8 protein-coding genes are annotated in these 21,914 nt (G+C 59.8%); all 8 read right to left on the bottom strand.

The window, feature by feature from the left end; translation table 11 throughout:
• Window positions 1-151: 151 nt before the first annotated feature.
• From F3J40_RS08560 to F3J40_RS08525, 8 genes are read right to left on the bottom strand one after another with little or no spacing between them, the layout of a single operon-like run.
• Window positions 152-1,885: an ABC transporter ATP-binding protein gene (locus tag F3J40_RS08560; RefSeq protein ID WP_167013696.1), complete on the bottom strand. Its 1,734-nt coding sequence runs from the start codon at window positions 1,883-1,885 to the stop codon at window positions 152-154.
• Entirely contained in the window at window positions 1,882-3,648 is a 1,767-nt protein-coding gene (locus tag F3J40_RS08555; RefSeq protein ID WP_167013694.1) for an ABC transporter ATP-binding protein, read from the bottom strand. The genes F3J40_RS08560 and F3J40_RS08555 overlap by 4 nt, the downstream gene beginning before the upstream one ends.
• On the bottom strand, window positions 3,645-9,059 hold the full coding sequence (locus F3J40_RS08550; RefSeq protein WP_167013692.1) for a non-ribosomal peptide synthetase: 5,415 nt from the start codon (window positions 9,057-9,059) through the stop codon (window positions 3,645-3,647). Before F3J40_RS08550 ends, F3J40_RS08555 begins: the two co-directional genes overlap by 4 nt.
• Complete coding sequence (locus tag F3J40_RS08545; RefSeq protein ID WP_167013690.1) at window positions 9,056-10,456, bottom strand: FAD-binding oxidoreductase; 1,401 nt, start codon at window positions 10,454-10,456, stop codon at window positions 9,056-9,058. The genes F3J40_RS08550 and F3J40_RS08545 overlap by 4 nt, the downstream gene beginning before the upstream one ends.
• The gene (locus F3J40_RS08540) at window positions 10,456-11,166 is read right to left on the bottom strand and encodes a VOC family protein (RefSeq protein WP_167013688.1); all 711 of its coding nucleotides are present in this window, start codon (window positions 11,164-11,166) and stop codon (window positions 10,456-10,458) included. The genes F3J40_RS08545 and F3J40_RS08540 overlap by 1 nt, the downstream gene beginning before the upstream one ends.
• Window positions 11,159-13,381: a Gfo/Idh/MocA family oxidoreductase gene (locus F3J40_RS08535; RefSeq protein ID WP_167013686.1), complete on the bottom strand. Its 2,223-nt coding sequence runs from the start codon at window positions 13,379-13,381 to the stop codon at window positions 11,159-11,161. The genes F3J40_RS08540 and F3J40_RS08535 overlap by 8 nt, the downstream gene beginning before the upstream one ends.
• Window positions 13,378-14,418 carry a Rossmann-fold NAD(P)-binding domain-containing protein gene (locus F3J40_RS08530; protein ID WP_167013684.1) on the bottom strand — a complete coding sequence of 347 codons (1,041 nt, stop codon included), beginning with the start codon at window positions 14,416-14,418 and terminating at the stop codon, window positions 13,378-13,380. Before F3J40_RS08530 ends, F3J40_RS08535 begins: the two co-directional genes overlap by 4 nt.
• Complete coding sequence (locus F3J40_RS08525; RefSeq protein WP_167013682.1) at window positions 14,415-21,860, bottom strand: non-ribosomal peptide synthetase; 7,446 nt, start codon at window positions 21,858-21,860, stop codon at window positions 14,415-14,417. Before F3J40_RS08525 ends, F3J40_RS08530 begins: the two co-directional genes overlap by 4 nt.
• Between the last annotated feature and the right edge of the window lie 54 nt (window positions 21,861-21,914).

Raw genomic sequence — 21,914 nt, 5'->3', positions numbered from 1 at the left:
ACGTCCTAAACTCCCTGATAAAATGAAATGCGTCTTATTTGCAATGTTATAACATAACAACATGGATGCAGAAATGTATTCTGCTCTTTACCTTTCGCGCTGGGCGTGAAAACGGCACTCAGCATGACTGCGAGTGCCTGAAAAGAGAGGATTAAGTGCTGAGGGTGTGCTGCTGAGCCTCAACCAATGCCCGATAACGTCCTCCCTCAATGGCCATTAAACTGGCGTGATCGCCGCATTCAACACAACGACCTTGATCGATAAAGGCAATCTGATCTGCCGCGCGAATGGTGGAGAGACGATGCGCCACAATCACCACGGTTTTATCTGCCACCAGTGCCTCTATCGCCTTTTGCACCTGATACTCAGATTCACTGTCCAGCGAGGAGGTGGGTTCGTCCAGTAACACGACCGGGGCATCTTTCAGAATGGCGCGCGCAATGGCGACCCGCTGTCGTTCACCACCTGACAGCGCACTGCCCGCTTCACCGGCCAGCGTCTCATAGCCCTGGGGCAGGCGTTCGATCACGTGATGAATATGGGCCTTGCGCGCCGCATTGACGATCTCTGCGTGCGAAGCCTCGGGTCTTCCCAGCGCAATGTTCTTCGCCAGCGTATCGTCCATCAACCACACGTCCTGAAACACCACGGAAACCTGGGCCAGAAGCTGCTCCGGCGTGATATGCCTTAACTCCGCGCCCCCAAGCGTGATGCTGCCCTGTTGGGGATCGGCAAAGCGACTCATCAACCGGGTCAGCGTGGTTTTCCCTCCTCCCGAAGGGCCGACTAAGGCGGTTAAAGAGTGCTCCGGGATGTGCAGCGTCACCTCCTGGATGGCGGGTTTCTCCTGCTGCTGATAGTAAAAACTCAGCTTATTCAGCCCGATCGCAAAGTGCTGAGGTTGCTGCTGCGGCTGTTCGGTGACCTGCGCGGCTTCGTTGTACAGCGCATTTACCCGTTGCAATGCCGCATCCGCCAATTCAAACAGGCGCACCATAGAAAGCCCCAGCGTTAGCGGCTCAACCAACTGCGCCACCAACACCGCCAGGCAGAGCAACGAAGCAAGCGAAAGCTGTTGTGTTGCAGATAGCCAAATCCCGAATGCGACCGTCGCCACCAGCGTGAGCTGGAGGATAAGCTGTGCTTTGGCAATCAGCAGCGCGGTATGGCCGGTTTGATGCTGCACCCGGTGCTGATGCGCAAATACCCCACTTAAACAAGGTGCGTTGCGCCCCGAACGGCCACTGGCACGTAACATTGCCTGGCCCTGCACATATTCGACAATGGCGGCGCTGGCTGCCGCATCCACCTCATCGATACGCTGAAAATCCTGGTTAGCATCACGCCGTACCCGCAGCATCAGTGGCACGATGAGCAAGGCTCCCACCAGCAATAGCGCGCCCAACCGCCAGTCGAGGGCGAAGATCAGCACCAGCAGTGCCGCAGGCACCACCATCAGCTGGATCGCCAGCGTGGCCAGTGAAGAGAGCGCCGTTGCCGCGAAGGTGACGTTATTGCTGAGGATCGTCGCCAGATCGCCGCTTTTCCGTCGTGCCAGCTGTTCCAGCGGCATCGCACGCAGGCGATCCGCCAGCCGCTGACGCATCGCCTCTGTCACGCGATGCCAGTAGTCATAGACAAACGCCATTTCACGCCAGCGCACCAGGCCTTCGAGGAGCAACAGGATGATGAGCCCTCCTAACCAGCTCACTATCTCCCGCACCGCCAGCGCACCGGGTGCCAGCAGCAGTGAAAACAACGGCAATGTGATGGCCCAGCCCGCCGCCTGCAAAACCGCGGAGATTACCGCGTAGCCTAACGTCCGGCGAAAAGGTGCCGCAAATTCCCCTGCCACGGCAATCATGTTGTGATAGGTGCGCATCATACTTGCTCCTCGCGCTGTAGTGTCCACTGGCTGGCAAGCTGATAGTGCTGCCACAGCCGGGCGTAATGGCCATTTTGGTTTAGCAGATCGTGATGACGACCCTGTTCAGCCACTCGCCCCTGGTGCATCACGACAATCACATCCGCATCAACCACCGTGGATAAACGGTGCGCAATGGTGATTACAATCCGGTCTGGCGCGAGTTGTGCCAGTGCCTGTTGAATGCGTTGTTCGTTGTGTGCATCCAGATAGGAGGTGGCTTCATCCATCACCAGCACAGGGGCATTGCTCAATAGCGCACGCGCCAGAGTAACGCGCTGACGCTGTCCACCCGATAACGAACTGCCACGCTCACTGATCGGGGTATTTAGCCCCAATGGCAGCACAGAGACGATTTCGCTCACGCCGGTAGCGGCCATGATGTGCTGCAATGCCTCTTCACTGGCCTCAGGGGCGGCCAGTCGCAAGTTCTCCTCCAGCGTGCCACCGATCAGAAACGGTTCCTGTAGCACCAGCGCCATCTGCTTGAGCAGCACATCGCTGTGCATCTGGCGGATATCGCAGCCGCCAAGATGAATGCTGCCTTCGGTCACGTCATAAAAACGCGGGATGAGGCGCGCCAGCGTCGATTTTCCCGAACCGGACGCCCCGACAATTGCACAGCGCGTCCCTGGTGCGAGCGTTAAGGACACATTACTGAGTGCGGGCTGCGTCTGACCGGGATAGTGAAAACTGATGTTATTCAGGCTGAGGGCGTGCCCTTGCGGTTGCTGTGGCTGCTGTGGCTCTGGCAACACCGGTTGCATCAGCACATCCTCAATGCGGCCAGAGGCCGCAGAGGCGTCATTGAGATAATTTGCCAGATGCACCAACGGTTCCAGCGCTTTGATGGGTAACGTCCCCAGCATCAGCGCCAGTAGCCACTGCACCAGCGTAATCTGCCCGGCGTGATACAGCACAAAACCCGCTATCATCAGCACCACAGCCGTAGGCAGCGCGGCCCCCACCAGGCGGTTGATCTTCCACGGTACTTTACTGCCCGCCATCCAGCTTTCTACCGCCGAGGTAAACTGTTGCAGGCGCGCGTTAAAGCGCTGCCAGCCTGCGGCCCCGTTATCAAAGGTGCGCATCACCGCCATGCCCTGCACCAGTTCAATCACCCCGGCATTAACGGCTTCACTGGCCTCGTTGTAGCGGCGGCGCTGCTGCGGATTCTCCCGCGCCATCAGCGCCATACAAACGAGGCTAACCGGCAGTAACAGCAGCGCCACCAGTGCCAGCCGCCACTGTACCAACGCTAACACCAGCAATGCGGCCAGCGGTTGACTCAGGCTGGCACCGATAAACGGCACCGCATCAGCCACCGCAACGTGCAGGGCTTTAACATCATCCTGAATGATTTTGCGCAACCGACCACTGCCCCAGCCCTGTACAACACCAAGAGGCAAGCGGCTGAGGTGTTCCACCAGGCGCTCGCGCAGCGCCTCCTCCAGTTGATAGCTGGCTTCGTGCGCCCGCGTTTCCGCCTGTAAGCGCAACCAGAACGCCAGCACCAGGGTCAGCACGCTGCCGCAGAGCGCAATCAGTGACGATGACGGTAACATTGGGCCCTGGAGTAATGGCGCAACGGCCCATGCCAGTAGCGCAATCCCACTGACGTTGAACAATCCCGCCATGCTTCCAAAACTGAGTGCCAGGTTAAGTGAGCGCGCCACCTTCGGCACGCTCGCCACTAACCTACCGGGTTGGCCCAGTAGCTTCATTTCAGCCCCTCATTCACTAACTGCGCCACGGCTTGTGCGTTTGGCGTATCGATGCAGCTGAAGTGATTACCGGCAATGGAAGTGACTTGCAGTTCTCCCAGACAGACATCGCGCCAGAAATTCAGCGTGTTGTCATCCATCCCCGGTGCGAACCCCGATCCCTGATTAGGCAGCAGGAAGCGGATATCCCCCACGTACGCACTGGGGGTAAAGTGTGCGGCATGGAAACTCTGGCGGAATACGCGGAATAACCCCAGCGCCATTTCGGCTGGCATCTGCTGACCGGTAAACTGTTCAACGCCAGCGACATACCGCGCAAACCGTTCTTCAATAGTTAGCGCTTGCATCTGCTGGAAGAACAGACCCGCTGCGCCCGGAAGTTGCGCCAGCGCACCTTCTGGAATGCGGCCCTGATGCTGCTCAATCACCTGCATAAAGCCATTGACCAACGCATCACCATCCACCTCACCAAAACCGGCTTGCGCCAGCGTGATGTGCAGATTAGGAATAAACAGCGATTCGATCATCAGGTCATCCTGCACCTCGAAGAGCACCGGGTGGCTGCTGATTAACACCAGGTCGTCAATCTCTGCACCCTGCTCGCTCAGACGACGCGCCACTTCCACCGCAAATAATCCCCCCAGACAGTAGCCGACCAGCTGGAACCGACTGTGCCCGGTGTCCAGCAAGCGCTGGGCGTAATCATCCGCCATGCGCTCAACCGCCTGCTGCGGTGGCAATGCACAATACTGGGCGGTATCGGCTATCACGATACCCATGACCGGCCCGCGCGGATCTTTCTCCAGCTCCGCCAGCATCGGTCGGAAGCAATCCATGGTGCCCAGACCCGCATGGAACACCACGCGCAGCGGACCTTCGCTACCGCCGCCCATCGGCAGCAATATGCCGTTACTGCCTTCAGCCCGGCCATCGTTAGCGGGTTGAACCTGCTTTCCGTTCAGAGGCGTTGCAATGGATGCCTCAGGCGCATGCTGTGTGCGGATAGCCTGCGCCAGGGCACGCACCGTCGGGCCATTCAGCATATGACGCAGCAAGGCATCAAAGGGAATATCCCCCATCCGCCAGGGGTCAGCAGCCAGCACCTGGCGCAGCTTGCCCGCCATACGCGCCATGATCAGCGAGTCAGCGCCCTGGTGATACACATCCTCATCCAGTGCGATCTGCTTAATGCCCAGCGCTTCTGCCCAATGCTGACTGAGCAACTGCTCAAGTGCATCCCCCTGTGGTTGCAGATCCTGCGTCGCGTCGCCCTCTTCTGTCGCTGCAACCCACCAGCTGGCAGCGGTTTTACGATCCACTTTGCCGTTTGGCGTCAGCGGCAGAGCCGCTACCGACTGGATCTGCGTTGGGATCATGTGACGTGGTAACTTCTGTTGGAGCGCCGCCTGGAGAACTTGCGGATAAAGAGGTGCACGGTCGCGCTTGATCTGCTGCGCCAGCAGATGGAAGCCCTGCTGTTGCAACACATGTTCTGGCTGCGGCAGGCACAGCACCGGATCCTGGTTGACGGATTGCAGTAGCACTTGCCAGCTATGCTGGTCAAGGTAGCTTTCCTGCTGGCGATCGCGGTCTTCTGGCGGCGTCATCATAAAGGCCTGAGAGGCCATGATCCACGGGCATTCACGCGTCGGCTCGGTCAGGATCACCCAGCCCTGTGGGGCAGTCAGCAACCGGATATTTTCCAGTGCCCGACGCTGATCGCGGGCGTTTTCCAGCACCCCGGCGGCCAGAACAATATCGAAGCTTTCCGGGTGATAGCCTTGCGAGCGAATATCGTCGTCAATATTGAGCAGGCCAAAATGCATCCCCGTGCGTTCACCGTAGCGGGATCGTGCTTCAGGCAGGAAGAAAGCCGCCACATCGGTGAAGTGATAGTCCACGGCCTGGTGGCTCAACGCCGCCAGCACATCCGCCGTGGTACCGCCGGTACCGGCACCGACTTCGAGGATACGCAGCGGCCGTTCCGCCTCCTGCTGTTGCGCAATCTGGCTTACCAGCGTACTGACGGCCTGGTTCAGGTATTTCGCCATCAGGTTTTCACGATACAGCGCCTGCACGTGGGTCAACTGGCCCTGCGGGAACAGCAGCTTATGCGCATCGACACGGCCTTCAAGCAGCCCGGTAAGATTTTCCAGGTTGCTGTGGATGTAAGCCAGAAACGCCGGCCCCTCCAGCAGCGGCTGCCATAATGCCTCGACCTGCGGCCAGCTGTAAGGGGGCAAAGCCCCTGCCTGCGCGACCATCGCCTGCCAGCGGCGCACCAGCCAGAAGAAGCGTGTATCTACAGCCGTCTCGCGTAGCGCCGCCTCACTGAAGTCACCGCTAAGGCCATAACTCTGCAATGTGTCGCGCATCTTTTGCAGCACCACCGCATCCAGGGCGGTCATTGCCTGTTGCAACTGCGCGGCGCTGATATGTTGCGTCAGGCTCGCGGTGGCGGAGTCAATGCTGTCCGTCAGGCGGGCGTAATCAACAGGGACCGGCGCTTGCAACGCCGGAATGACCAATCCCAGCAGTTGCCGCTGATTCCCCTCGCCATGGGGCACAACGCAGGCATTCTCCACACCCGGCAAGGCGCTGAGTGCCGCTTCAATTTCACCCGGCTCGATACGGTGCCCTTTAATTTTGAGCTGATTATCTGCCCGACCAAGAAACTCCAGTTCACCATTAGGCAGATAGCGGGCACGATCGCCGGTCCAGTAGAGACGCTGTTGGTCATGGGGATGATGAATAAAGTGACGGGCCGTTTTCTCGGCGTCATTGAGATAGCCCTGCGCCAGCCCCGCCCCGCTGATGTAAAGATTGCCCGGCAGCCACACCGGACAGTCCGCCATGCTCTCATCCAGTACGCGAAAACCCTGATTGGTAAGCGGCAAGCCGTAGGGGATGCTGCGCCATGCGGCATCACGGCCCTGCCAGCAGTGGTAGTTAGACCAGATGGCCGCTTCGGTGGCCCCCCCCAACGCCACCAGTTGAAGCTGCGGCAGCCGTGTCGCCAACGATTCCGGCAGCGTTAACGGGATCCAGTCACCGGAAAGTAACGCCAGACGTAACGTCGCCAGCGGCTGATGCTGTAGCGCACTCTCCAGCATTTGCATCAGCGCAGGCACGCTGTTCCACAGCGTCACCTGCTGTGATTCAATCCGCTCAATCCAGTGCGAGGGATCGGTGGCACGTGCCGGTTCAGGATAGATCACGGCTCCGCCCACGCTCAGCGGGCCAAACAGATCATAAATCGCCAGGTCAAAACCCAACTGCGCCAGTGCCAACACGCGGTCAGATGCGTGCACCGCGAAACGTCGGTTGATGTCTTCAACGGTGTTACGCGCTGCCTGATGGCCCATCACCACCCCTTTGGGCTGACCGGTGGAGCCAGAGGTATAAATGATGTAGGCCACAGCGGAACTGCGCGGCGCGTGGGGTGCCTCAAGCGCTTTGCTGCCGTGCAGCGCATCAACATCAATACGCCACTCACCGCTAACGCCGCACGCTGCCACCTGCTGGTAGGTCAGCACCCATTGAATGCCGGCATTTGTCAGAATTTGCTGGCGACGTTCTGCGGGTTGTGAGACATCCACCGGCACCCATACCGCTCCCGCCGCCATGGCACCCAGCACCGCCACCGCCTGCATCACGCCTTTCTCCAGCGTGATCGCCACCGGCTCACCCGGCGTAATGCCGCGCTGTTGCAGATGCCCCGCGATCGTCAAGGCGGCGTCCGCCAGTTGGCGATAGGTCATGTGTTGCTGCGGATCGCTCACCGCCAGCGCATCCGGCGTTTGCTGCGCTTGCGCGAAGAACGGCAGATGCAGACCACCTTCCGGCAGCGGCGCGCGGACATGATTAACCTGTAACCGCTGCTCACGCTGCCACTCGGGCAGTGCAACCTGCGCGGGCTGCTGCCAGATAGCGCCTTGTTGCGCCATGGCATTGAGCAGGGATTCAAAGTTGGCAAACAGATCGTCGATCATGCCTGGCGGGAAGACGCCGTCGCGCACATCCCAGTTGACCTGTAAGCCGGCAGCGCTGTCCATCGCCTGGCAGTCGATAAATACCTGCGGCGTCTGGGTAATCCCGCGGCCGTCCAGTTTACCCAGCAGCGTATTTTCAGCATCAACAGGCACCAGGCCGATAGCGCTGGTAAAGACGTAAGGCATCAATGCGTAATCGCGCCCTTTGGCACGCGCCAGTTCACGAATCACCTCAACGCCGGAACAGAGGCGATGATCGAGGTCATCATACAGTTGCTGACTGATGGCACTGGCACGCTCTGCCCAGCTCATTGGGTGACGTTGATCGATCTCCAGCAGGCTGACCGAGGTGAAATCCCCCACCAGACGATCAACCTGACCGTGCAGGGGTTGCCGGTTAAGTACCGTCAGATTGAGGCAAAAATGAGCGCTGGCAGACCAGCGCTGTAATACGCTGGCATAGACGGTTAATACCGCAGCGGTGGGGGTGATCCCGCGTTGCGCCGCCTGCTGTTTGAGCGCCGCCCAGCGTTCCGGCGGCAGTTGCAGAAATCGTCGGGTAAAGCGGGCAGGTTGCTGTTCCTGCGCCTCAAGCAGCGGAAGCTGAGGCGAGGCAGGAAGTTGGGGAATACGCTGCTGCCACCAGGCGCGGTCGCGTTGCGCCGCCGGTGATGCATCCATGCCGCGCTCTGCCAGTAGATAATCACGGAACTGAATCTCCAGCGCGGGCAGCGGCCGAGAGGGGTGCTGATAGCAGGCTTCAAATTCGCCCAACAAGAGCCAGATGCTGGCCCAGTCTGCAATCAGGAAGTCCATCGAAAGATGCAGCACGCTGCGTTCCGTTAGCTGCGAAAGATTCAGGCTAAACAGCGGCCACTGCTCGGGTTGATACAGACGATGCCCCATCTGCTGCTTCACCCTGTCCAGTAGCGCTTCGTCCGGTTCTGCTCCGCTATTCGCGCATTCAACGATCAGTTCTGGTACTTCAGCTAATACCCGCTGGCTGCCGCTGCGGTCGAATACCGCGCGCAGCATATCGTGACGCTTCACCAACGCATTCCAGATGGCACTGACTCTGGCATGCTCCAGCGGCGGATAACTCACCTCCAGGTACACATGGCAAGCCACGCCACCATAGCCAAAGGCCGCGTTACGCCCGACAAGATAGGCCGCCTGCACCTGGCTCAGCGGAAAAGGGGCAAAACGTGCAGCCTCATCAGCCACCAGCGTGGTCTGCTGCTGCTCCTCGGCCAGAAGGGCTAACACCTCTGCTTTGTGGGCTTTCAGCGTTTGCAGATCCTCCGCTGACACCACGCCCTGCGGCGCACGGTAGTTGAGCTTGCCCTGCTCTTCCCATAACTGGGTGCCACGGCGGCGCAGACGTTGAAGCAGTTCAAAGGCGACAGAACGGTCAGTCATGTTAAATCCTCCTTGCCCGGCGCCGTCATCAGGGACGACGGGGGCGAAATATTGACGTTAAAACGCAGGCGATTAGTCGGGTCGAAGCGCTGCTTGAGCGCGGCCAGGCGTGACCAGCCGCTGCCATAGGTGGCCTGTGCCCAGCGCGGCTCATGGTCTGGCAGCAGGTTGGCATAAGGGCCACAGCTCACCGTTTGCAACTGTTGCCAGGCCTCAATGGCCGGTGCCAACATCGCCGGGTTATTCGGCTCGCCGTACCACTGGGCGCACACTTCCACGAACCAGTTGGCATCACGATGGGCAAACGCGGTGGCCCCCGCCGGGGCGCGGGCAATGGCACCGCCAAGCGCACCAAACACCAGCGAGAAATTCGGACCGGAGCGCCGGAACAGCGCCAACAATCCCTCAAGCGTGACATCATCTAGCTCACGCAGTAGTTCGCCACGGTTGTAAACATGTTGTTGTTGATAGTGGGGTGCGGAAGGAAGCAGGCGCTGGTAATCCACATAGCGCATCGGTTGCAGCGTGTCGCATAGCGCCCCCACTTTGAGGGGAGCCAGCACGCGATCTGCCTCTTCCGGTGCACCAAACCAGGTGGGAATGAGCATGATACTGCGCTCAAAATGCAGTACTTCAGGCAGAAACGGTAACGGCGGAGCCGTCCAGACCAGGGCAATCAACGAGGCCTGATCCGGTGCCTGCGCCAGCCAGCTACGCGCCCGACGTAACACCTCAGGAATGTCTTGTGCCGGCCACGCGAGGACACCCGCCACCACGCCCTCAACGGGGTGCAGTTGAAAGGTGAACCGTGATACCACGCCGAAATTGGCACCCGCTCCGCGCAGGCCCCAGAACAGCTCGGCATCGCGCTGCGAATTGACTTCCAGCACGTCACCGGACAACGTCACCAGCTCACAGCTCACCAGGTTATCGCTGGTCAGGCCGAACTGACGCGACAGGTCACCAACGCCACCGCCCAGCGTATGCCCGGCGATGCCAATAGTGGGGTTGCGCGGACCGGGGACTGCCAGGCCGTGCGCCTGGGTTGCCGCATCCAGCTCACCCCAGGTAACGCCGGGTGCAACCTGCGCCAGGCGTGTCACCGGGTCGACAGAAATCTGCTTCATCCGTGACAGGTCCAGCACCAGCCCATCCTGGCAGGTGCCGTAACCGGCAACGTGAGCGCCCCCGCCACGCAGCGCGATTGGGAGCTGCTGGCTCGCCGCCAGTTGGAGCGCATGTTGAATATCTTGCACGCTGGCACAGCGCACAATTGCCGCAGGCCGGTGATCGATGCGGGCATTGCGTACCCGCCGTGCCGCCTCGTATTCCGCATGTTGCGGCAACAGAACATCCCCTTCCAGCGTGTGCTGTAAGGCAGAAAATAGCTCACGCATTACGCCTCCTGCGATGACTTAAACAGTGACTGGATAAAACCAGAGGTATGCGGCGATGCCTGCCATCCTTGCAAGACCACACTGCTGACACAACGTCGTTCGCCCTGTTGGCTGTTGAGCCAACGATCAGAAGGCAACAGACGTTGCAGGTGGCGGTGACTGGAGACCGGTAAATGGAAATCGACCCGAGCCACGGCGCGTGCGCCATTGGGGTGCTGTATGCAAACCGGTCGCTGTAGCGGGTGATAGTGGGAGACAATAAAGGGCAGGTGTTCACCGCGCGGCATCATAAAGCGATAGTGTACGGTTTCCCCCTGCACCGATTTACGGCGGCCTTTTACCACGCGCGAACCGGCCAGTGCCTGCTGCTGCAAATGTTGACTGACCTGAACCAGACTCAGCGGTGCTTCGGGCTGATACTGTTCAGGCTCCAGTGCTACATCACACCAGCCAGCGCCCGCCTGCGACCAGCCTCTCAGGCGCTGTCCGGCGCTGGAGCCGAAGCGCCAGCCAAACGGATAGCTTAGCCAGCGAAACCAGCGTGGCAGTTCAAAGAACTCCAGAAACGGACCCTCTTCAAACCACACCAGCGCATTGTGCGCCCGCGCAGGATCGCCTCCCCACTGCACGCAGAACCCCGCTTGTTCCAGCTGAGCGACGCAGGCATGAATGTTATCGACCTTGCAGAGAATATGGCTGCACTTAAGCATGATCTGGCCTCCGCGCGATAAACAGGCGCTGACCGAGTGGTGCCAGTACATGTCCCGCATCGGGCAGGCAGGCTTCACATATCAGCCCGGCGCGCTGCAGCAGATCCTGCCACTGTTCCGGTGAGAGGAAACGTTGCTCACTGCGCTGCCGATCATCCTGCGGCGGGGGCATCATAAAGGCCTGCGAGGTGAGAATTTCCAGATGCTCACGCGTCGGTTCAGTGATTAGCATCACGCCGCCAGGCTGTAACACCTCTGCCAGCCAGCGAATGGTCTGTTCGCTGTTGTGTGCGTTGTTCAGCACGCCCGCCATCACCAACAGATCCTGGGATGCTGCGGCGACACCTTGTTCCGTCAGCGGGCGATCGATATCGATCAGGGCGGTAGAGAGCCAGCCGAGATAGCCATAGCGCTGCTGGGCATTCACCAGGAAGAAGCGTGAAACATCGCTAAAGAGCCAGTGGATCGGCGGGGTTTCTCCATATTTCTCCTGCAACAACTCCCTAACCCGTTCAGTGGTGGCTCCGGTGCCTGCGCCGATCTCGAGAACGTTTAGCGGTGCGGTATGCTGACTGAGCCGTTGCAGCAGCCAGTCAGCGATCAGGGTGTTGAGGTAACGTGCGGTAATGGTATGACGATAAACCGCATCGGCGACATCGTTGCGACCCTCCGGGAACAGCAACAGCGCTGCCTGCTGCTCGCCACGCATCAGCTCTCCCAGTTTTTCTGCGTTATGCCACAGGTAGTCGATAAAAGTGGCAGAGCCCAGGCGGTTATCCCACACCGCGTGTACCGCCTGCCAGCTATGATGCAGCTCGTCATAACGGATTGTTCGGCGGCTAAAATAGTGCGCGCCGCGTTGGATCACCAGTCCTGCGTCGGCCAGCAGCAGCAGCCAACGCCCGATCAGGGTGTGGTGGGCTTCAGCGACTTGCAATTGTTGCAAAATCTGCGGCAGATCGTGGCCCTGTTCGGGATGGCACAGCACGCCTCCCTGTTGCAGACTGAAGAGCATGGCGTTCAGGCAGGCTTCATCCATGCGCGAGACAAAATCCGTTACCTGATGTGCCGTGATGTCACTCACCAACCGCTCAGCCCGTTGAGTAAAGTCCCACTGCTGGGTGATCGTACGATCCAGCCCGACAGTGGCAGGGAGCAAGGTACGCGCCAGCGGCTGAAACTGTTGATCTGGATTGAGGCGTGGATAGCCGAGTGCTTTGGTCAACGCCTGCCACATTTGACACTGTGTTAACAGGGATTGCGGGCTCCAGCGTGGCGCATCCGCCGACTGAATGCTCTCGGCCAGCGCCAGCAAGTCCTGGGAAATGGCCTCTGGCCACTGCTCCGCCAGCGTGGTACGCCAACTGGCTTGCGTAACCTCGCCGATAATCGCACTGGTCTCTTCCATCAAATGCGCCGACTGCGGGCTACTAAAGTCGCGGTCACGCTTTACCGCCTCAGGGATATGCAAACGCGGGAACCACATCACCGGCCCGTGGGTATCGATCAACGATAATCGCCCAGCGGGAAAGCCCAGCGTTATCTGTTGCAACAGCTGGAAATGGTTGTCGGGATCCTGGGGATCGACCTCGTTATGTATATTCAGCGTTAAGGGGATGCCACCCATCAGCCCCTGCACCTGCTGGAAAGGGGCTTCGGATAGGGGGGCCTGCGTCTGAAACTGCCATGGTCGCGGTGCGCCAAGTGCTTCTGCCAGCAGGGTAATCAGCGGGAAAGCAACCTGGCTGGCGCAGGCGGCATCAATGAACTGGGGCTTCTGTCGCCGCAGTAAGCGGTGAGCAGACTGAATAAACTGCTGCACCGCAGGCAGATGTGGATACAGGTTTCCAACCCGATACTGCACAGCGTGCTCACGCGCGCAACGCAGATTCGCCACCACTTCATCATGGTGTACCGGTTGTTCCTGAATCACATGGATGCCCTTCGCCATCAGCTGTTGTGCCAGATCGCTACCGGCCCCCCCCATGACGGTGGCACGCAACACCACACAGGCCAGGTCGATATTTTCAGGCAGTGAAGCCACATCGGTATACAGGGGAAGGTGATAGCGTTGCGCGCAGTCTCGGCTACGCGCACCGCCGCTGGCCAGCAGCCCCACCACCTGAAAACGCTGCGGATAGCGTTGCAGCGCCGCCAGCCAGAACTGACCAAAGGTGGAGCCACACACCAGCACCTTTAACGGTACAGCGCTCATAGCGCACCTCCGCACATTTCGCTCAGTTGCTCAACGCTGTTGTCAAACAACTCCATGCTGATGCCCGTCTGCCCGTGGCAGAAAAGCTGCATGAACGCGCTCACATCGACGTGATGAGCCGCGAGGCCCACCACGGGATAGGGGGAATTAAACAACCATTTAGCGCAGGTGGCGGCGCAGGCGGCCGTCAGTTGCGCAATGCCCGGCGCTTTCAGCAACAGGGTTAAGGTGGTCAGGTTGCCCTGGCGACGGCCTTCAACCTGAATCAAAAAGTTAACCCAGGGTTGCCGTCCCGCGACGTCCAGCTCAGAACCCTCGACCACGGCACGAATAGCCGCTTCACGCGGTAACTCCCGTGCCGAATCCAGTGCCCGTGCCAGATGTTCACCCGCCAGTGCCAACTGCCAGCGGCTGGTGCGCAACCCCAGGCGATGGGTGACGTGGCGAGATTCTTCATCTTCGTAAGGTTGCAACTGCACCGGATGCGGGAAAAACGGCAACGTCACGTTAGACTGGCGTCTCGGCAGAGCGGACAGCGGTGCTGGCGCACGGAGTACGCCATCCAGATAATCTTCTGCCCCGCTGCGGGTAAAACGGTCAAACACGCCAAACCAGGCGTGCAGCGCATCAACACGATCCAACTTAGCCGCCAGCCATGCGGGCAAAATGCCGGATAATCCCGGCAATGCGCCAGCTCCAAACAGCGCGCTCACTGGTGGCATTCCTGTCTGATGGGTGAACTGAACCGGGCAATCAATGCCACCAGCATCCACCAGCGGAATACCCGCCGCCCGCAGGCGATTCGCCACGGGAAGTGACAGCCGGGCAGACGGCGCAGCACAATTGACGATCAGCCGACAGCCGCTGGCGAAGGCCATCAGGCTCTTTTCGTCGCTGACATCCACATAACAACTCTGTGCCCAGGGCAACGGCTGCGGATGGCGGCCCCCCACGCGCAGCGAAGTTTCTCCCCAGAGATGCAGCATGCGTGCGACTTCGCCGCCTACGGCACCAAATCCACCTAAAATCCCGATCACAATTCACCTCCTTCCATGCTGGCGACTTCAGCCTGCTGTGCCTCAATTTCCGCTGCCATGGCGGCAAGGCTGGGGGCGGTAAAGATTTTTCGCAGAGCAAGGTCGACGTTGAATGCCTCGCGAATGGCATTAATCAGACGCGTGGCTAACAGACTGTCCCCCCCGGACTCAAAGAAGCCCTGCTGGCGGCCAAAGTGCGGTGCAGTCGCGAGCAATGTTCCCCACAGCTGAGCCAGTTTCGCTTCGGTTGTGGTTAAGGTTTCCTGTTGTTGCTGCGGCTTCGGTAGATTGTCATACAGCGATTGCAGGCGTTTACGGTCGACCTTGCCGTTCGCGGTAAGCGGCAGATGCGTCAGCAGAACCAGCCGCTCAGGCACCATGGCTTTGGGGAGTTTCTCCGCCAGTTGGCTGGACCAGTTCTCAGGCAGTGCCTGACGATGCGAAGCGCGCAGGGTTAAGGTGGCGGCAAGGCCGCTGTGGTGACATTCGCCGACGGTAAAGCCAGAGGCCTGAGCACGTTGCTGCCACACTCCAACGGTGCGCAGCGGATCGTTTCCGCTATCGCCATAGCCCCCCGCCAGCAGCCCAGCGCTGATCATGGCAACCGGCGTCAAACTCTGGCGCTCCATCATCCATAGCTCGCCAGTTGGCGTTAGCAACTGAGCGGCCGCCGTCAGCCCATGCAATGGCTGGGCATAGCGGTGCAGCGCATTGGCTGCCAGCACGATATCCGCCGAGTTTTGCAGTGCTTCCGGTACATACAGTTCATTCAGTAACAGGAAATCGATCTGATGACCGCTGTTAGCCAGTTGCGTCCGCGCTTGTTCCAGCGCCAGTGGGGAGGATTCCAGCAAGGTGTAGTGCACACTGCCCTGCGGCAGGCGCGCCAGCAGCGCAGCGCTGTGCTGACCGCTGGCACCGTTAATCTCCACAATGCTGATTGGCTGACCGCGCTGGTGGTGCAGGCTGTTAATGTGCAGCGCCAGTTGTGACAACCATTGCCGCGTCTCATCATCCGCTGCCGACAGACTGGCAGGGCTGAAGACGTTGTCGGTCAGCAGTGCGGTATTGTCTTGCTCACCGCGCAGCATCGCGCGCCAGCTGGCATAGCGGGTGCGCGCTTCAACCACCTGTGCCGCAGCCGGTCTGGCGAAAATGGCGGCGGTACCGGTGGCGATGTAGTGCGAATCCTGTGGCTGCAACACGCCACGCGACACCAGCCACTTCAACCAGAGTTGCAGTACCTGGCTGCCCTTCTCATCGGGCTGTAGCGGCTGTTCATGCCACACGCCACCCGTCTGCTCCGGCAGTTGCAGAAGCTCAGCCAACATGTGCTCGGCCATGGATGCTTCGTACTCAAGCAGGCCACGTTGCGTGTTACCAGGGCTGAACACTTCCTCCTGTTCCGTCCGGGCCGGTGTGTGTGGCGCGACGGCCGCTACCAGTCGCTGTGTGAGGCCATCGTGCCATAATGAGACCACCGCCTGATCGACGCCGCTGAGCGTCAGTAGCGCCTGTTCGACTTCACCCGCCTCAATGCGATGGCCGCGCAGTTTCATCTGCGTATCCAGTCGGCCAAGAAACTCCAGCGTACCGTCAGGCCAGTAGCGGCCACGGTCACCGGTTCGATACCAACGCTCGCCATCCAGAATCGGGAAACGGGCTTCGGTCAGGCTGGCATCACCAAGATAACCGCGAGCAAGACCGGTACCGCCAATCAACAATTCCCCTTCTACCCAGTCAGGGCAATCAGCGTTGGTGTGATTGATCACGCGCCAGCGCTGGTTGCGTAGCGGGTAGCCATAAGGAATTGAACGCCACGCCGGCTGGAGGGTGGTCACCGGGAAGATATTTGACCAGATCGCGGCTTCGGTCGCGCCCCCCAATGCCAGTAACCGGCAGGCCGGGGCGGTGTGTTGCAATCGTTCCGGGAGCGTCAGCGCGATCCAGTCGCCGGAAATCAGCGCCGCCCGCAGCACAGGCAAGCTGGCGTCCTGCGCCGCGGTCAGCAACATCTCCAGTAGCGCAGGCACCGAGTTCCACAGGGTAACGTCATGGCGGTGCATTAAGTGCAGCCAGTGAGCAGCATCGCGGCGGTACGCTTCATCCACCATCACCAACGCCGCCCCACAACCCAGCGGGGCGAAGAGATCAAAGACTGAAAGGTCAAAATCAAGGGCAGAGAGCGCCAGAATACGGTCTTGTGGCTGCATGGCCAGCCGCTGGCGCAGATCCTGTAGGGTGTTGTGGGTGGCGGCGTGGCACATTTCTACGCCCTTGGGTTCCCCCGTCGAGCCAGACGTAAAGATGACATAGGCCAGTTGCTGAGGCGAGATGGCCACCGGATGGGCCAGGGGCGCGACGTCTGCCTGCACCGCCTGCGCGCCAGCCAAAGGCGTGTTGAGATCGAGCACCAGGCTGACGTCCGCCCGTTGCAAAATTGTCTGTTTCCGAGCCAGAGGCTGATCGATGCCAATCGGTACCCAACTGGCACCCGCCGCTAGCACACCCAGTACCGCAATCACCTGTTGTGGCCCTTTCGGCAGGGATATCGCGACCCGATCGCCCACCGCCGTGCCCTGCAATTGTAGCCAGTGCGCCAGTTTCAGCGCCTGTTGTGCCAGCTCCGCATAGGAGAATTGGCAAGTCTGCTGATCCTGCTGCCAAATCAGTGCTACCTGCTGCGGTGCCTGTTCGGCCTGCTGGAAGAAGGCGTGATGCAGCGTTTCCGCCACACAGGGCTGATGCGCCGCGGCAGTGATGGCCTCGCGCACCTGGCGCTGGGCGACAGGGAGCAGTTCAGGCAGCGGCTGCTGCCAACTGTGGTGACATAAATGCTGGATCAGCTGCTGATAGGCGCTGAACATCGCATCCAGCATCCCCGCCGGGAACAGGGCTTCTACCGCATCCCAGACCAGCGAAACACCGCCTGCCTGCTCGGTTAACTGATGATCCAGCCACACCTGCGGCGTTTGCGACAGGCCATACGTGGCCTGGCTGAAGATGCCTTGTTCTGGCTCGGCGCTGAGTCCCAAAGCACTGGTAAAGACCACCGGCATAACCAGTTCAGGCTCCTGATGGCGTCGGGCCAACTCGCGCAGCACCTCAACGGCTGAGAGCGAGCGATGATCCAGTGCCCCCCACATATCGCGCTGTACCTGGCGAACTTCATCCAGCCAGCCGCCGTCGGCATGGCGGCAAGGGACCAGCACCAGGGAGGTAAAATCGCCCATAACGCGCGCAATATCGGCGTGACCTTCCGGGCGATCAAACAGGGTCAAGTTAAGGGTAAAGTCTGGCTGATGGCTCCAGCGACGCAGCACAGTAGCAAACGCGTTGAGCATCACCGCAGAAGGGGTGACGCCATTCTGGCGGGCTTTTTGCGTCAACTGCTGCCAGCACTTCGCATCCAGCCACTGCTCACGGCGAGTGAACTCAGGTACCGCGATCGCCTCAGGTTGCTGAGCGAGCGGCAACTGTGGCGCCAGCGGCAAGTGGTCAAGGCGAGGACGCCACCACGCCCACGCGGCGTCACGCTGGGCCTGCTGCGGCTGGCGTGCCAGCAGTGCATCACGGAACTGAATCGCCGGAGCATCCGGTAACGGGCGTTGATGATAGAGCGCGTCCAGTTCCTGATAGAACAGCAGGATACTGAGCGCATCGAGGATCAGGTTATCGATAGCAATCGCGACCCGGTGCGTGCCACCCTGCTGCGCCACGCTGACGCTAAAGAGCGGCCAGTGCTGCGGATCAAAGCTGTGTGAGGCATATTCCGCGCGCTGCAAACCAACGTTATCCTCCCCCGGCTGGCAGAACCGCGGGATCTGATAGTGCGCAACCTGCGGTTGTACCTGCTGCTGGCCTTCACTGAATACCGCCCGGAGCATGTCATGCCGCGCAATCAGCTGATTTACCGCGTTTTCCAGTCTGGCAAGGTCCAGATCGTTGACCTCAAATTCGCGATAGAACGTACAGCCAATCCCCCCCAGCGCAAACTCACTTTCACGGCCAAACAGATAAGCCTGCTGCACGCTGGTCAACGGGAAGGCGGCATAACGTCCTGATCGATCATGCGCAATGGCCGAGGCGGCAGTGGTAGGCTGTTTGCGATGCAGTGTCTGACAAAAAGCCGCCAGCACCGGCTGAGCAACCAGCTGAGACAAGGTGACGTCGCTAAATCCCTCGCGACGCAGTGCTGCCACCAACCGTGTTGCCAGCAATGAGTCGCCGCCTGCGGTAAAGAAGTTATCCTGACGGTGGGGATGTTTGCCCACAATATCGTGCCAAATGTTTGCGACCTGTTGCTCAACACCCGGCAAGGCGGCTTCTCCGGGGTGTTCAGCCTGCGGTGCTTGCTCTGCCAGCCACTGTCTTAGCAGGCTGCGATCGATTTTGCCGTTACTGCTCAGCGGTAACGCCGGCAGCGCCACCAGCCGTTCTGGCACCATCTCCTGCGGTAAGTAACGTTGCAGATGCTGGCGCAGCGCCGCGTCATCCACCGGCTGCTTGCTGGTGTAAGCGGCGACCAGATGTTGTTCATCATCCAGCAGGACAATACCGCGTGCCACGCCAGAATGGGCGATCAGCGCAGACTCTATCTCGCCTAGCTCGATACGGTAACCCCGCACTTTTACCTGATGGTCACGCCGCCCTAAAAATTCCAGCGAGCCACTGGCGTGATAGCGGGCTAAATCGCCAGTGCGATACCAGCGTTCCCCGTTCTGCTGAACAAAACGGTCGGCGGTGCGTTGCGGATCGTGACGATAACCCAGCGCGACCCCTGCGCCGCCAATCCACAGTTCGCCGCTGACCCAGTCACAGCGATCGCGCCCCAGGCTATCCACTACCCGGCAACGGACATTATCGAGCGGATACCCATAGGGCACCGAGCGCCAGTCAGCCGGCACGGTGGTGATCTCCTGTACCGTGGAGTGGATCGCCGTTTCGGTGGTGCCACCCAACGCAATGCAGCGACACTGATCGGCCACTGCGCGTAATTTTTTCGGCAAATCAAGCGGAACCCAGTCCCCCCCCAGCAGCACAATCCTCAGGGGCAACGTCAGGTTGTCCGCTGCGGCGCTGGTGAACGTCATTTCCGCGATAGCGGGTACACAGTTCAACACGCTAACCTGGTGCTGCCGGATCAACGCCACCCAGCGCTGTGCATCGCGCCAGCTATCATCTTCGATACACACCACCGCCCCGCCCACCGACAGTGGCGCGAAAATATCGTATACCGCAAGGTCAAAGCTCAGTGCCGACACCGCCAGCGTGCGCATGCGATCGCGCAGCGGATAACGGCGGTTAAGATCGTCGATGGTGTTTTTTGCTGCCAGATGGCTAATCTCCACCCCTTTTGGCGTGCCGGTTGAGCCAGAGGTATAGATAACGTAAGCCAGATGCTGCGGATCGCCGTAAACCACCTCCGCGAGGGGAAGCAGTGAATCTTCATCAGGCAGTTGAGTGATCACCTGTTTCACGCCAGCATTTTGCAGGATGGCCTTGATGCGCTGCTCCGGTTGCTGGTGGTTGAGCGGTAGCCAGGCCGCACCGCTGGCCAGCACGCCCAGCACTGCAATAATCTGCTCGGGCCCTTTGGGCAGCGCGATTGCTACTGGCTCGCCGGGCTGTACACCCAGATTGTGCAGATGTGTCGCCAGGCGGCGTGCGCGTTCAGCCACCTCGCCATAAGTGAGGGTCTGGTGTGCGCCAAATAACGCGGGCGCTTCCGGATTTTGCTGCGCAAGGTGGAAAAAGGCACTGTGCAAACAGCTTTCAGGTAAGGGCGCATCGGTGGCGTTCGCGCGCTGCCGCACGGCCTGTTGTGCAGGAGGTAACGCACTGCGTACCGGCTGTTGCCAGGCCTGTTCGCTGGCAATGAGGGCTTCAAGCAGACCAATAAATTGATCGAACATCAAATCAAGCATGCCAGCCGGGAAACTGGCTTCTCGTGCGTCCCAGTTCACCAGAATACCGTGATTTAGCTCGGTAACTTGCGCATCCAGCCACACCTGCGGTCCCTGTGAGACAATCCAGCCTGGTTGTCCAAAGGCCTGCTGAACACGCTCGCTGAACAGTTCGCCAAGACCCAAAGCGCTGGTAAAGACCACCGGCGCAAACTGCTGCTGACCTCTGACGCGTGCCGCTTCACGTAACACTTCTACACCAGAGAAAAATGCATGTGCCGCATCCTGGCGGAACTGCTGTTGCAGGCGCTGCGCACGCTCGAGGAAACTGCCCGGTTGGCTACCCTGCCACGCCAGCAGTACTGACGAAGTGAAATCCCCCACCAGCGCCGATACGCTGGCGTGCAGCGACTCGCGGTTAAACAGCGGCAGGTTAAGAATAAAGTCCTCTTCGTCACTGAACTGGGTCAGCACTTCCGCAAAAGCAGCGGCAATCATCATTGGCAAGGTCAGCTGATGTTCACGCGCACGGGCTTCCAGCTGTTGGCGGGCGTGAGCATCAAACCAACGGTGGCGACGAACCACCGTCTGATGTGTACTGTGGGTGTTCATCCCCACGCTGGGTAACATCGGCGCGCCCGGTAAATCCGCGAGGCGTGACAGCCACCACTGTTTGTCCTGGGCGTAACGCGCCTGCTGTTGCGGTTCCTGTAGCCAGGCATGGCGTAGCTGCTGATACTGGCGGAAAGAGAGATCCAACGGGGCGAGCGGCTGTTCTGGCTCCAGATAAAGCGTTGCCAAATCGTCTAACAGGACGCGCAGGCTCATCGCATCCGCTGCAATCATATCGAGATTAAAATGCAGGCGGCAGCCACCACCCAGGGCTTCAGGCTGGTACGTCAGCCGCACATCAAATACTTCGCCTTGCTCAATATTCAGTTGACGATGTGACAGTGCGGCGCGGATCGCCTCCAGCCGAAGGCGTGCAGTTTCACCGGTTTCATGGCGTAAGTCGTAGGTTTTTAGCCCCGGCCAGCGCGCCTGAGCCATCACCTGCTGTTGTCCCTCTTCCAGAACGGTCACGCGCAACATCCCGTGCCGTGACAGAAGCTGCTGTACCGCATTCTCCAGCCGGGCAGCATCAATCTGTGGCAGATCGAATTCATGGTAGAAGTGTGCTGCTACGCCCCCCAGATGTTGGCTGTCATCACGCCCCACCCAATAAGCATGTTGCATCAGCGCCAGTGGGAAAGGATCGTTTTCATGCAGGTCCAGTAGCGGCGAAGAAACGGGCTGACTGACGTGTCTGGTGGGCTGCGTCAGCATCTCCAGCCAGGCATCAAGGCGGGGCTGTTCAATGAGACGGGCAAACGAAACGTCATGTCCCTGACGCCGCCACATCGCCGCAAGCTTCATCATCGCCAGTGAGTCGAGTCCCAGACCGATAAGATCGCAGTTATCCGGCAACGGGTTGGGCATATCAGGGAGAAAGGGGGAAATGTCGGTGAAAATCTTGTGCTGAAGGGGTGTTGCCATTGGTTTAATCCTTCCCTTTATTACATCGCAAAACTATTCAGAACGTTTGTTGCA

It is taken from the genome of Candidatus Pantoea multigeneris, assembly GCF_011752615.1.
GTDB lineage: Bacteria > Pseudomonadota > Gammaproteobacteria > Enterobacterales > Enterobacteriaceae > Pantoea > Pantoea multigeneris.
Note: the sequence above shows the minus strand (reverse complement) of the source record. Positions and strands in the feature narration are given on the sequence as shown.

Excerpts from the sequence above, each read along its gene's own strand:
- F3J40_RS08560 (WP_167013696.1), bottom strand. The coding sequence starts at position 1,885 with ATGATGCGCACCTATCACAACATGATTGCCGTGGCAGGGGAATTTGCG.
- F3J40_RS08555 (WP_167013694.1), bottom strand. The coding sequence starts at position 3,648 with ATGAAGCTACTGGGCCAACCCGGTAGGTTAGTGGCGAGCGTGCCGAAG.
- F3J40_RS08550 (WP_167013692.1), bottom strand. The coding sequence starts at position 9,059 with ATGACTGACCGTTCTGTCGCCTTTGAACTGCTTCAACGTCTGCGCCGC.
- F3J40_RS08545 (WP_167013690.1), bottom strand. The coding sequence starts at position 10,456 with ATGCGTGAGCTATTTTCTGCCTTACAGCACACGCTGGAAGGGGATGTT.
- F3J40_RS08540 (WP_167013688.1), bottom strand. The coding sequence starts at position 11,166 with ATGCTTAAGTGCAGCCATATTCTCTGCAAGGTCGATAACATTCATGCC.
- F3J40_RS08535 (WP_167013686.1), bottom strand. The coding sequence starts at position 13,381 with ATGAGCGCTGTACCGTTAAAGGTGCTGGTGTGTGGCTCCACCTTTGGT.
- F3J40_RS08525 (WP_167013682.1), bottom strand. The coding sequence starts at position 21,860 with ATGGCAACACCCCTTCAGCACAAGATTTTCACCGACATTTCCCCCTTT.